A 12,698-nucleotide genomic window follows, 5' to 3' on the forward strand; every position below is an offset into this window, starting at 1 on the left:
CCCGCGAGGGGTATGGCGCCGGGTGTGATCAGTCCCGGGCCGGGCCCGGCACGCCGTCCGCCGTCAGCGGGTGCGCGCGGGCGACGAGCAGGGCGACGTCGTCGTGCCCGGCCGGGTGCCGCAGTTGCTTGAGGAGCTGGTCGCAGGTCTCCTCCGCGGAGGCGTACGGCGCCGACAGCAGCCGCAGCAGGTCCTCCAGCCGCTCGTCGATGGGGTCGTTGCGGGTCTCGACCAGTCCGTCCGTGTACAGGACCAGCTGGTCACCCGGCCGCAGCGGGAGCGTGGTGGCCTGGAACGGGGCGCCGCCGACCCCCAGCGGGATGCCGCTCGGCAGATCGAGGAGTTCGGGCGCCTGCCCGGCCCGGACGAGGACCGGCGGCAGATGACCGGCCGAGGCCACCCGCAGCTGTGCGTGGTGGGGGTCGTAGACCGCGTACACACAGGTGGCGATGTACGGGTCGAGACCCAGCGTGATCTTGTCCAGGTGGGTGAGGATGCGGGCCGGGCCCAGATCGAGGTCGGCGAGGGTGGAGGTGGCGGTGCGCAGCCGGCCCATCGTGGTGGCCGCCGGGATGCCGCTGCCCATGACGTCGCCCACCGCCAGGGCGGTCCGGTCCCCGTCCAGCGGGATCACGTCGTACCAGTCGCCGCCGACCTCGCTGAAAGCCTGGGCGGGCCGGTAGCGGGCGGCGACCTCCAGACCGGGATGGCGGGGCGACAGGCGCGGCAGCAGACTGCGCTGGAGGGTCTCGGCGGCGCTGCGGATGTGCTGGTGCAGGACGGCGTTGTCGATGCTCAGCGCGGCGCACGAGGCCAGCTCGCAGGCGAGGGTGAGGTCGTCCTCGTCGAAGGGCTGCGGGTTGCGGGCGCGGGCCAGGCCCATCACGCCGATGACGTGCCCGCGGGCGGTGAGGGGCACGGCCATGTGGGTGTGCACCCCGGCCTCGGCGAGCAGCCGGGCGGCGTCGGAGTCGGCGGCGACGCGCCCGGTGTCCCCGCTGTCCAGGTGGGTGATCAGCACGGGTCGCCGGGTGCGGACGCAGTGGGCCGCCGGATGGCCGGCGTGGTACGCGGTGAGGTGGCCCGGGGGGACGAGCGCCCGTTCGGCGTCCGTGGCGTAGGCGATCTTCACCGCCAGGGCGCGGAACAGCGCCGGCTCCTCGCCCACGTCCGTGCGACCGGTCTGCAGGACCGAGTCCAGCAGGTCCACCGCGACCATGTCGGCCAGGCCGGGCACCACGACGTCGGCCAGCTCCCGCGCGGTGCGCTCCACGTCCAGCGTGGTGCCGATGCCGGCCGAACCGGTGGCCATCAGCCGCAGACGGCGCTGCGCCCGGTCGGCCTCCCTGGCCGCCCGGTACCGGTCGGTGACGTCCACCACCACGTTGGCGGCGCCCAGCACATGGCCGTGGTGGTCCTCCAGCCGGTAGAGCGACACCGCCCAGGCGTGCTCGTGCTCGGGGTCCGCGGCGGTGAGCCCCACCACCTCCTGGTCCACGACCGGGACGCCGGTGGCCAGGACCTGCCGCATGGCCCGCTCCACGTCCTCGAACGCCGGGCCCGGCAGGAGGTCGCGGAAGCGCCGGCCGATGTGGTCGGCCTCGGCGACGCCGTGCATCGCGGCCAGGGCCGGGTTGACTGCGAGGTAGCGCAGACCGGTGTCCAGCACGGACAGTCCGATCGGCGCCTGCGCGACCAGCCGGGTGGACAGGGCGACCTGCCGCTCCACCTCCTGGACCGTGGACCGGTCGGTGGCCAGGCCCAGGGCGTAGTGGTCGCCGAGGCTGTCCGTCAGCCGCATGTTGCGGAACTCGACCAGCCGGGTGCTGCCGTCCTTGTGCCGCACGGGGAACGCCCCGGCCCAGCCCCGGCCGGTCGCCATCACCTCGGCGAACAGCCTGATCGCGGCCTCCCGGTGCTCGGGGTGCAGGAGCAGCGGCGCGGCGTACCGGCCGACGGCCTCGGCGCGGGTGTAGCCGAACAGCTCCTCGGCCTGCGGGCTCCACATGTCGATGCGGCCGTCGGTCTCCACCAGCACCGCGGCGACGCCCAGCAGGTCCAGCAGCCCGCTCGGGGCCGCGGCGCCGTCCCCCGGACGGTCCGGCCACTCGAGGCGCCGCTCTTCTCCGCTCATCGCACCCGCTCCTTCCGCCCGCCGACCTCACCGGCGCGAGTGCCCTGATCAACTGCTACGCCACCTGGTTCACACCGGTGACGGTCACCATCGCACAGCGCGGCCGCCGAGTCCGCAAACGGCGCGGGCGGGGGAGGCACGGGAAAGTGCCGTGCCGGAGAGGGTTCCTTTCGGCGCTGCATTATTGAACGCGCAAGAAGTCGGCGCCTGGAGTCACCTGCCGTGACAGGCCCCTCCAGCCGTACGGCCGTCTTCCCGGCCGGCCGGGAACACGCGCCACCGGCGGCGGCACCCGCAGCCGGCCGCCCCCCGACGGCCGTACGCGGTGGATCTCGTCACCGGGCACCCCTTGATCGGCGCGCTCGGGCTTCGTACGCTCGCCCGATGGGACACGACGAGCTGCCGACGCTCGAACTCGCCTTTCCCGGTCCGGAACGCGACCGTGGCGTCGCGGCGATCCAGAGCGGCGAGAAGACCGCGCTCACCGGGCTGTTGGAGATCTACGAGCACGCAGGGGAGGCCGTGCCGACGGCCGGACAGCGGTTCGCGGTGCTCGATTCCGACGGGCGTCCGGCCGTCACGATCGAACTCGTCGACGTACGGGTCGTCCCCATGAAGGAGATCGACGACGACTTCGCCCGCGCCGAGGGACGCGGCTACCACGATGCCGCGGCGTGGCAGACGGCCCACGAGGAGTTCTTCCGGAGCGAGGGCGTGAGCGAGTTCCTGGGGCGTACGCCGGTCGTCGGCGACGACACCCTCGTCGTCGCCCAGCGCTTCCGGGCGGTCGGGAACGACACCCCTTGACCGCGCTCGACCAGCTTCAGTCCAGGGGAGCGAGGCCGCGGCGTCACCGGAAACGGGTTGCTCCGGCCGACACGTCACGGCTATGACTTCGTGACGTGACGACGAGCCCGAGCGAACCCGAGTACCCCCTGACCCACGTCGAGGACTTCCTGCGCGAACGCGGCGCCGACCGCCTGCCCCACCCCGGCGGTACCCTGCTCGCCCATCTGTCCCGAGTCGCACAGCTGTTGGCCAAGTGGGGCGCCGACCCCGACGTCCAGGCGGCCGGGCTGTGCCACGCCGCCTACGGCACCGACGGGTTCGACGAGGCCCTGCTCGCGACGACCGAACGCGCCACACTGGCCGCTCTCGTCGGCGAGCGCGCCGAGGCGCTGGTCCACCTCTACGGGAGTTGCGACCGGGACGCCGTGTACCCACTGCTCGGCGGGGACCGGCCGGTGGTCTTCCGCGACCGCCTCACCGGCGGCGAGCACACCCCCTCCGACGCCGACCTGCGCGCCTTCGTGGAGATCACCGCCGCCAACGAACTGGACGTCCTCGCGCACAACGAGGATCTGGCCGCGCGCCACGGCGCCGCCCTGTACGGCCTCTTCGCCCGCGCCCGCGACCTGCTCTCCGCCGACGCGTGGGCCGCCTGCGCACGGCAGCTCGGACCGTACGCCGGGCCGGAGGCCGCAACGGGACTGAGGCTCACGGGCATCGACCATCTGGTGCTCACCGTCGCGGACATCGAGCGGACCGTCGACTTCTACCGGCGCGTCCTCGGCATGGAACCGGTGACGTTCGGCGACGGCCGCCGCGCCCTGGCGTTCGGCCCGAGCAAGATCAATGTGCACGCCGCCGGCCGCGAACTCCTTCCGCACGCCGCCCGCCCCACCCCCGGCAGCGCCGACCTGTGCCTGGTCACCGACACCCCGCAGACACAGGTCGTGGCACACCTGGCGGCCTGCGGCATCACCCCGGAGGAAGGCCCGGTGCCGCGCACCGGCGCCCGGGGCCCCTTCGTGAGCACCTATCTGCGTGACCCCGACGGCAACCTCGTGGAGATCAGCACCTACCCCGACTCCGACGGCTGACCGGGGCGGTCGGGCGGGCATCACGCACCGGGGCGTGATGCCCGCCCGGACCGGCGGCGCGAGCCCCGTACCGCGTCTCAGCGCCGGGCCAGCGCCAGCACGCTCAGGCCGAACATCAGGACACCCAGCGGGAGATGGACCGACGGCACGTGCGCGATGCCCAGCACGACCTGGACCGAGGCGAGGGCGAGGAACCCCGACGCGTGCCAGATGGGCCGGGAGGGGCCGCCACCCGGCTTCCACGCCAGCACCGCCGCGAGCACGTACAGCATCGACGCCCCGTACATCACCCGGGCTCCGGCACCGTGCAGCGTCTCCCCGTACGGCGCGGTCAGCAGCAGCCCCGCGGAGACCGCCTGGAAGAAGAGGGTCAGGGTCTGCACGGCGATCGCGATGCGCAGGAACGGGAAGCGGCGTCGCGCGTTCGCGAGCCGGGTGTCCGCCGTCAGCTCAGTGGCCATGTCACAGTCCCCTTTTCCGCCCTCGGGCAGTGTCGATAAGGTCTCACCGGTCCGACGAAACGGGCCTGCGAAAGGTAAGGCGGGGGGCGGCCGTACACATGGGGACTGTCGGGACCGGCGTGGACGGGATCGACGGCGAGCGACGTCGACTGATCAACGTCGCCTACCGGTTGCTGGGTTCGGTCACCGAGGCGGAGGACGCCGTGCAGGACGCCTACGCACGCTGGTACGGGCTGCCGCGCGCCCGGCGCGAGGAGATCCTGTCCCCCGGCGCCTGGCTGACCACGGTCACCGGCCGTATCTGCCTGGACCTGCTCGGCTCGGCGCGCGCCCGCCGGGAACGCTACGTCGGCGCGTGGCTGCCCGAGCCGCTGCCCGACCGCACCGAGTGGAACCACGCGGGCGCGGCCGGTCCCGGTGATCCCGCCGACCAGATCGTCCTGGACGAGTCGGTGACCATGGCCTTCCTCGTCGTCCTGGACTCGATGACGCCTGCCGAACGCGTGGCGTTCGTCCTGCACGACGTCTTCCGCTACCCGTTCGCCGAGATCGCCGGCGTCCTCGACCGGACCCCCGCGGCCTGCAAGCAGCTCGCCTCCGCCGCCCGGCGGCGGGTGGCCGCCGCACCCGACGCCGCCCCGGTGCCGGAGGCACGCCGGGCCGACGTGGTGAGGCACGTCAAGGAGGCGTGGCAGACCCGGGACATCGCGGCCCTCGTCGGACTCCTCGACCCGGCCGCCGTGATGACCGCCGACGGCGGGGGCATGGTCGGCACCGTCCCGCGCCCGGTCGAGGGCGGGGCCCGCATCGCCCAGTACATGGCCGCCATCGCCGACCGGGCGCCGGGACTCGAACTCCTGGAGCGCACGGTCAACGGCACGCCGGGCCTGGTGGCCCTGCGGGACGGCGCCGTCGCCACCGTGGCCGCCTTCGACGTCCGCGACGATGTCGTCACCCGGATCTGGGTGATCCGCAACCCGGAGAAGCTGCGACCGTGGGCGACCGAGGACTGAGGCACGCGGCGGCCGGCCCGTGTCGAGGGCCGGTTCACCGCTCTGCGCCATGCGTGCCCCCGGTCACCGCGGACCGTCGGGACTCAGGCCGCCGGAGGCTGCGCCGGCAGTACGTGGTCGCCGATCTTGTCGGTGCTCAGGCACAGGGAGCACACCACGGCGTCGTGGGTCCGGCAGGCCGTCAGGTCGGGGCGCTCGTAGGGCTTGAGGCACACGTGGCAGTCGAGGGTGACCGCGCTCGGATTGCCGTCGGAGTCGAGCAGCGGCTCGGCGATGCCGTCGTCGGCGCGCCGCAGGTAGTACCTGCCCTTGGTGACGATCGCCATCAGCGGGGTGAGCACGAAGGCGATGACGGCGGCGGCGACGGGCGAGTACGGCTGGAGCGTGTCGCCGAAAGCGTGGAAGTACGCGGCGATCGACAGGCCCGAGGCGGCGACGAAGGAGACGACTCCGACGGGGTTGACGGCGTACAGCATGCCGCGCCGGAACTCCGGCTGGCGCGGGGAGAGCGCGAGCAGGTACTTGTTCACGCCGATGTCGGTGGCGACGGTGACGACCCAGGCGATCGCGCAGTTCGAGTAGAAGCCGAGGATGTCGTTGAGGAAGCTGAACATGTCGGCTTCCATCAGGGCCAGCGCGAAGCCCAGGTTGACCAGCACGAAGACCATACGGCCGGGGTAGTGCCCGGTGACGCGGGTGAAGGAGTTCGTCCAGGCGAGCGAACCGGAGTAGGCGTTCGTCACGTTGATCTTGATCTGGCTGATCACCACCAGCACCACGGCGAGCGGGACGACCAGCCAGGACGGCATCATCGCGTCGAACGCGCCGCGGAACTGCTGGATCGGCTCGGTGGCGGCGGCCGGGCCGACCTTGGCCAGGATGTAGACGGCGAGGAAGACGCCGATGACCTGCTTCAACGCGCCGAGCACCACCCAGCCGGGCCCCGCCATCAGCACGGCGGTCCACCAGGTGCGCCTGTTCGCCCCGGTCCTCGGCGGCATGAAGCGCAGGTAGTCGATCTGCTCGCCGATCTGCGCGATCAGCGACAGGCACACACCCGCACCGAGCAGCACCGAGGCCGTGTTGACCCCGTCGCCGTCCGTGCCCGCGTACGCGAGGAACCGGTCCACGCTGCCGGGGTCCTCGGCGATCAGATACACCAGGGGGGCGACCATCAGCACGAGCCAGACGGGCGTGGTCCACACCTGGAGCCGGCTGAGCGCCTTCATGCCGTAGACCACCAGCGGGATCACCATGAAGGTGGAGACCAAGTAGCCGATCCACACCGGCAGATGGAGGCCGAGTTCAAGGCCCTGGGCCATGATCGAGCCCTCTAGGGCGAAGAAGATGAAGGTGAAGCTGGCGAAGATGACGCTGGTCAGCACCGAACCGTAGTAGCCGAAGCCGGAGCCGCGGGTGATCAGGTCCAGATCCAGGTTGTAACGGGCGCCGTAGTACGCCAGCGGGACGCCGGTGACGAAGATGACCACGGCGGCCACCGCGATCGCCACCAGGGCGTTGCCGGTACCGTGAGTCAGGCCGATGCCCGCGCCGATGGAGAAGTCGGCCATGTAGGCGATGCCACCGAGGGCGGTGGTGGCCACGACCATGGGGGTCCAGCGGCGGTAACTGCGGGGCGCGAAACGGAGTGTGTAGTCCTCCAGCGTCTCCTTGACCGCCTGGTCGGCGGCGGTCCTCGCGGTGCCTGGCGTCGACAGTCGTGGCTTCGTGTCCATGAGCGGTCACGGTAGGAACCGCCTGTTTCCCCGGACGACCCGCTGTCGTGACCGGCTCGTTTCCGGACCCTCACCTCAAGGGGCCGGAAACGAGTCGGCGCGCCCGCGTGATCGCCGTCCGCCCGCTCCGTCGGCGCGGGGCGCAGTGCCGCACGAGCTGCCCTACTGCAGGGCGTCCAGGCCGAGTTCGTGGTTCTTGACCGCTTCCCGGACGGCGCCGACGAAGCCGTTCCAGAAGTGGTCGGCGTAAGGGCTGTCGGCGCTCGGCACGCCGAACGTCGTCCTGCGCTTGGCCGCGCCGGAGAAGTCGCCGAACATCGCCTTGCGCAGCGCCGTGGACAGCTCCAGCTGGGCGCCGCCGCCGGTCCGGGTGCGGTTGACGATGTTGGCCGGGTCGTCGCCGTTGATGGGGTCGTCGGCGCCCGCGAGCACCACGGTGACGTTCCACTCGGGCCTGGCCGCGGGGGAGGTCAGACCGTACTTGGTGAACGCCGCCAGCAGATTGCGCCGGAGCCGCGCGTCCCGGCCGCCGATGTTGATCTTCTTCACGGCGGTGTCGTCGAACCCGTGCAGGGAGACGGCGTACAGGTTGGCGGTGCACACGGCCAGGGCGGCCGGGTCGTCGCAGTGGGTCGATGTGACGTGCTGCGCGGCGGAGTTGGCCAGTGCCTCGAACATCCAGTAGTCACGTTGCGGTTCACCCGGCAGTGCCGCGCTCGCCGGGTCGGTGCTGGTGTCGAAAGGGGTGTACCCGGCGATCGCCAGGCACAGTTCACTGGTGCCCGCCTCGATCCCGCCACCGTGCGGCGCGATCACGGCCGTGCTGCCGACGGGGATGCTGGTGCCGCGCGCGTTGTCGGTGAGCTGCGCCGGGGCGCCGACGCGGAACCTGCGCACCCAGTCGATGCCCTCCCGGTCCGCGGTGCGGGTGTACAGCTCGGAGTTGGACGCGTACTGGTCGGCCGCCGCGGCCGGGGTCGCGCCGCTGCCCGTCACGGCGTTGAGGGTGGGCAGGCCGGCGGCGACGGCGGCGACGGAGGCGAGGACGGTGCGTCTGCTGGTGTTGTTCACGGAGGTGATCCTGCATCACGCCGATTCCGGCCCCCACGCCGGGCCGCCCTCGCGCCGCTCGCGGGCGCGCTGCGGGGCCCGTCCGGGAAGCCGCCCGGTCGGAGCCCCGCACGAGTGTCGGGTCCCCCCTTCGCGGTCACGACGCGCCTCCCCTCGTCGTGGCGGGTGCCGGGGCGCAGACGTCCGGGACGAGGCGGAGGCGGTCGGCGCCGGGTACGTGGGCCACGGCGTCACCGGGCGACTGGAAGTGGATCGCGAGTCGCGCGCCGGCCCGGTAGGCGTCCAGACCCGCACGGCAGTACGCCACCATGCCGGCGGGAAGCGCGTCCAGGGGCGCCCATTCCATCCCGTCGCAGCGGTCCGGCTCCGCGATGCGGGGTTCACCCGTCCACCGCAGGACCTCGAAGAAGAAGCCGGTGCGGGAGGAGCCGCCGGGGCCGCGGTGGTGCACGGTGACGGCGGCCCGGACGTCGGCCGGGTCGACGACGACGCCGGTCTCCTCCCCGGCCTCGCGGACCAGGGCGGTGACGACGTCCTCGTGGGGGCCGTCCAGGTGTCCGGACGGCAGATGCCACAGCCCGGTCGCGTACACCGGACCGGCCCGGCGCGACAGCAGGACCCGCGGTCCGCCGCCGGTCTCCCGGCGCAGGATCAGGTGCACGTCCAGCGGTTCGGTGTGCCGCCCGCCGCTCACCGCGCACCGCCGGGGTGCCGGGCGGGCGCCGCTCCCGTGGCCTTCGGCGGGGTGCTCGTCGTCCGCTCCGCGCGTGCCGTTTCCCGCGCCGAACCCCGCGCTGCCTTCCGTGTGTCCCGTTCGGGCTCGTGGTGTGGTCCGGTCGTCGCCAACGTCGGCCCCCTCGTGACGTCGCTTCCGTGTCACCGGGTCCAACGACGCCGGCCGCACTTCGAACACATGTCTTTCGGTCGGTCCGCGCTCCCGGGAACGGAGCGGTTCTCACGGGGTGTGCGACGCGTCGACCGTTGTCGTACGGGGAGTTCGCGCCGCGGCGCGGTGGCCGAAACGCCGAGTGTCCCGACCGGGCCCGGTTGTTACCGCCGAGTTCGCCGCACCGGTCCCTTCGGTCCCTGCGGGCCGCTCCGGAGAACTGCCGTCCATACGGCGGCGGCAGGCCCCTTGTCCCGATGACGGCCTCCGCGTCGCCGGAGTCGTGCCGGCCGTGTCCTTCGCGGCCGGTTCCGTCTCGGTCACGCCCCGCAGCGCGTCCGAGGTGCGGTCGACGCGGCGGGCGAGCGGGTCAGCCGCCTCCCCGGCATCCCGGCGCGGCGCGGCGAAGACGGGCTGCCGGTGTTCGCCGGCGACGTCGCGCTCGGTGTCACGGCCCGCGGGCCGCGGCCAACGCCGGCACGGCATGGCGGCGTCCCGGATGTGGCAGCCGGCGTACGACGGCCCGGCGGACGGCGACGGATGACGCGGGCGGTGTACGACGAGTGGCGCGGCGCGGACGGCGCACGCCGGTGGAAGTGAGCTGCGACGGGCTGCCGAGGCCGGCGCCCTCAGCCGTCGACGTCCTCGAAGAGGGCCAGCATCCGGCTCAGCACCCGCACACACGTGTCCACGTCCGACGGTGTGAGATCGTCCGCGGCCTCGGCCAGCAGTTCGTGCTCCCGGGCGACGACGGCCTGGATCGCCGCGCGGCCGGCGTCGGTCAGCCGGATCAGCGAGGACCGCGCGTGCGCGGGGTTCGGCACGGCCTCCACCAGCCCGTCCGCCGCGGCGTCGTTGACCGTCCGCTGGACGAACTGACGGCTGATCGACTGTGCCCGGCCCATCTGGGGGACCGTCATCGGCCCGTGCTCGCGCAGCAGGTCCAGCACCGCGCGCACCCCCACCGACAGGCCCTGCCGCGGGGCGTCCCGTTCGATCTGCCGCTGGACCCGCCGGTACAGCGGTCCCACCAGGGCGAAGATCTCCATCAGCCGCGGCCCCGCCTCGGCCGGGGACAGCGGGCGTTCACGCTCTTCATCACTCACAGGCCGATGGTATATGACAACCAAGTTGTCATTCTCTCCCACTCATGACAACCTGGTTGTCATGAGTGAAGTCACAGACCTCCGCTTCTTCGAGTCCTCCGACGGCGCGCTCGCGTACCGCGACACCCATGGCGCCGGCCTCCCCGTGGTGCTGCTGCACGCCGGCTTCGTGGACCACACCATGTGGGACGAGCAGATCCCGGTCCTCGCGAAGGAGTTTCGCGTCATCGCGCCCGACGCCCGTGGCCACGGGCGGTCCGCGAACGCGAGCCGCCCGTTCCGACAGGCCGACGACCTCGCCGAGCTGCTGCGCCATCTGGGTGTCGGCCCCGCCGCCCTCGTCGGCGTCTCCATGGGCGCGATGATCGCCGTCGCGACCGCGCTGGAACACCCCGAACTGGTCCGGGCCCTGGTCGTCTCCGGCGGCGGCGCGGACGAACGCGAGTTCACCGACCCGTGGTCCCGGCAGGCCCAGATCGAGGCGTTCCAGGCGCTGGCGGCCGGTGACATCGAGGCGTGGCACGACGTGAGCGACCTCTGGGTGCACGGCCGCGGGCGCCCGCGCGAGGCCGTACGCCCAGAGGTGTACGCCCGCCTGCGCGCGATGCGGCAGCACACCATCGGCAAGCACGCGCCCGGTGAGCCCGACCACCACGTCCGCGTGCCGGACCTCGCCGCCCGGGCGGCCCGGATCACCGTCCCCGTACTCGCCCTCAACGGCGCGCAGGACGCACCCGAACCGCGCGCCATGGCCGACTGCATCGCCGAAGCGGCGCCGCACGGCCGCACGGCCGTGATCGAGGACGCCGCGCACTTCCCCAACCTCGACCACCCCGAGGAGTACACCGCGACCGTCGCCGCGTTCCTCCACGAGGTGGACCGCCCCTGAGGGCGTTCGGGCGCCGCGGCAGTACCGCACCACGCGGAGCCACGCGCCCGGCAGCCGCTACCAGCTCACCGGCAGCTCCAGGGGGAAGCGCCTGATCGTCTCGGCGTCCCAGCGCACCTCCCCGGGCGGGACCGCGAGCCGCAGCCCGGGGAAGCGCTCCAGGAGGCGGCCGACGGCCACTTCGAGCTCCGCCATGGCCAGGGGCACCGCGATACACCGGTGGCCGCCCCAACCGAACGTCATGTGCGGGCTGCTGGGGCGGTCGAGAGCGATGTCGTGCGGGTCCGGATAGTGCTCCGGGTCGCGGTTGGCCGTCAGGTACGACACATGGACGAAGTCGCCCGCGCGGATCAGGGCACCGCCCAGTTCGAGGTCCTCCAGCGCCACCCGGGGGATGCCGATCCCCTTGCGGAAGGGGATGTGGCGCAGCAGCTCGTGCAGGACGCCGGGCAGGCTCTCCGGGTGGCTCCGGAGCCGGTCCCTCAGCTCGGGACGGGTCAGCAGCAGATAGGTGATGTCGCTGATCTGGCAGGTGGCCGTGTCCTGGCCGCTGAGCGCCAGCATCAGCGCCATGACGGCCAGTTCCCTGTCGTCGAGGCACTCCTCGCCGTCGCGCGCCGCGGCCATCGCGCTGATCAGGTCCGTGCCGGGTGCGTGGCGGCGCTGCTCGACCAGCTCGGCGAAGTAGGCCCGCAGGTCGGCCTTGGCGGTGGCGGCGGCCTGCTTGTTGCCCGCGCCGACGGTGAGCAGTTGTCGGACGGCCGCCTGGATGCGGGGCCACTGCTCCCGTTCGACGCCGAGGAGGTCCAGGATGGTGTGCTGGGGCAGCGGGTCGGACAGATGTCGCACCAGGTCCGCGGGCGGCCCCTCCTCCTCCATTCCGTCCAGCAGGCGGTCGGCGAGCTGGACGATCCGGGGCCGCATGCCGTCCACCCGGCTCTGGGTGAAGGCCTGCGCGGCGAGGCGCCGGACGCGGGTGCTGTACGGCGGGTCCATCACGTTGAGTGACTCGGTGGAGACGATGGGCTCGGGCGTCATCCGCGGGTAGTCGCGGCCGATGATGCCGGCCCGGCTCAGCCGGGGGTCGGTGGTCACCTGCTTGACCGCGTCGAAACCGGTGACCAGCCAGGCGTCGGCGTCCCCGTAGGGCAGCCGGATACGGGTGGGACCGCCGCGGGCCATGAGGTCGGCCAGGGCGGGATCGAACTCCAGCGCCTCGCTGTAGTCGAACGCGCAGACGACGCTGTTCTCGTCAGCGGTGATGGGCCCACTCCTCCCGGCGTCAGCGGGCGGCGCGGTGGACGAGGGTGCCGAGGCCGCCGCGGCGGCCGGCCGGCGACGCCGGGACGTGAGCGGCGGGGAAGGGGGAACCTGCGGTCGCGTGTCAGCCATTGTCATATGCCTCCTGACACGAGGGAAGCACGCCGCCTCACCCGCACCGACGATGCACGCCGCCACATGAGCCAGGTGGCCTACGCCCGGACGGCCACCCCGGTTCCGCCGGCTGTGGCACAACGCC

The 12,698-nt window shown here is 72.9% G+C and carries 11 protein-coding genes; 4 read left to right on the forward strand and 7 right to left on the reverse strand.

Features of this window, described 5'->3' with window-relative positions; all coding sequences use genetic code 11:
- Positions 1–28: 28 nt before the first annotated feature.
- The gene (locus AB0N63_RS19345) at positions 29–2,134 is read right to left on the reverse strand and encodes a SpoIIE family protein phosphatase (RefSeq protein WP_365530208.1); all 2,106 of its coding nucleotides are present in this window, start codon (positions 2,132–2,134) and stop codon (positions 29–31) included.
- A gap of 384 nt (positions 2,135–2,518) precedes the next feature.
- Here AB0N63_RS19345 and AB0N63_RS19350 point away from each other — a divergent pair, with 384 nt between their 5' ends.
- Positions 2,519–2,941 carry an ASCH domain-containing protein gene (locus AB0N63_RS19350; protein ID WP_365530209.1) on the forward strand — a complete coding sequence of 141 codons (423 nt, stop codon included), beginning with the start codon at positions 2,519–2,521 and terminating at the stop codon, positions 2,939–2,941.
- 95 nt (positions 2,942–3,036) lie between these two features.
- Positions 3,037–4,017 (forward strand): VOC family protein, encoded by a 981-nt coding sequence (locus AB0N63_RS19355; RefSeq protein ID WP_365530210.1) that lies wholly within the window; start codon positions 3,037–3,039, stop codon positions 4,015–4,017.
- Positions 4,018–4,094: 77 nt separating this feature from the next.
- Here AB0N63_RS19355 and AB0N63_RS19360 read toward each other — a convergent pair whose 3' ends face one another.
- Positions 4,095–4,478, reverse strand: coding sequence for a hypothetical protein (locus tag AB0N63_RS19360; RefSeq protein ID WP_365530211.1), 384 nt, complete (start codon positions 4,476–4,478; stop codon positions 4,095–4,097).
- Positions 4,479–4,576: 98 nt separating this feature from the next.
- Here AB0N63_RS19360 and sigJ point away from each other — a divergent pair, with 98 nt between their 5' ends.
- Positions 4,577–5,491 carry an RNA polymerase sigma factor SigJ gene (gene sigJ / locus AB0N63_RS19365; protein WP_365530212.1) on the forward strand — a complete coding sequence of 305 codons (915 nt, stop codon included), beginning with the start codon at positions 4,577–4,579 and terminating at the stop codon, positions 5,489–5,491.
- Between the two features lie 83 nt (positions 5,492–5,574).
- Here sigJ and AB0N63_RS19370 read toward each other — a convergent pair whose 3' ends face one another.
- From AB0N63_RS19370 to AB0N63_RS19385, 4 genes are all read right to left on the reverse strand, one after another.
- Complete coding sequence (locus AB0N63_RS19370; protein ID WP_365530213.1) at positions 5,575–7,227, reverse strand: allantoin permease; 1,653 nt, start codon at positions 7,225–7,227, stop codon at positions 5,575–5,577.
- Positions 7,228–7,389: 162 nt separating this feature from the next.
- Positions 7,390–8,298, reverse strand: a complete 909-nt coding sequence (locus AB0N63_RS19375) for a poly-gamma-glutamate hydrolase family protein (protein ID WP_365530214.1) — start codon at positions 8,296–8,298, stop codon at positions 7,390–7,392.
- Positions 8,299–8,434: 136 nt separating this feature from the next.
- A complete protein-coding gene (locus AB0N63_RS19380) occupies positions 8,435–8,992 on the reverse strand; it encodes an NUDIX domain-containing protein (protein ID WP_365530215.1) in 558 nt (185 codons plus the stop codon).
- Positions 8,993–9,813: 821 nt separating this feature from the next.
- Positions 9,814–10,233 carry a MarR family transcriptional regulator gene (locus AB0N63_RS19385; protein ID WP_365530340.1) on the reverse strand — a complete coding sequence of 140 codons (420 nt, stop codon included), beginning with the start codon at positions 10,231–10,233 and terminating at the stop codon, positions 9,814–9,816.
- Between the two features lie 118 nt (positions 10,234–10,351).
- On the opposite strand from AB0N63_RS19385, the gene AB0N63_RS19390 reads away from it, so the two are divergent.
- Positions 10,352–11,179, forward strand: coding sequence for an alpha/beta fold hydrolase (locus AB0N63_RS19390; RefSeq protein ID WP_365530216.1), 828 nt, complete (start codon positions 10,352–10,354; stop codon positions 11,177–11,179).
- A gap of 57 nt (positions 11,180–11,236) precedes the next feature.
- Here AB0N63_RS19390 and AB0N63_RS19395 read toward each other — a convergent pair whose 3' ends face one another.
- Positions 11,237–12,442: a cytochrome P450 gene (locus tag AB0N63_RS19395; protein WP_365530341.1), complete on the reverse strand. Its 1,206-nt coding sequence runs from the start codon at positions 12,440–12,442 to the stop codon at positions 11,237–11,239.
- Positions 12,443–12,698 lie beyond the last annotated feature (256 nt).

Origin of the sequence: Streptomyces sp. NPDC093260 (assembly GCF_040683715.1) — a bacterium.
In the GTDB taxonomy this organism is placed as follows: domain Bacteria; phylum Actinomycetota; class Actinomycetes; order Streptomycetales; family Streptomycetaceae; genus Streptomyces; species Streptomyces sennicomposti.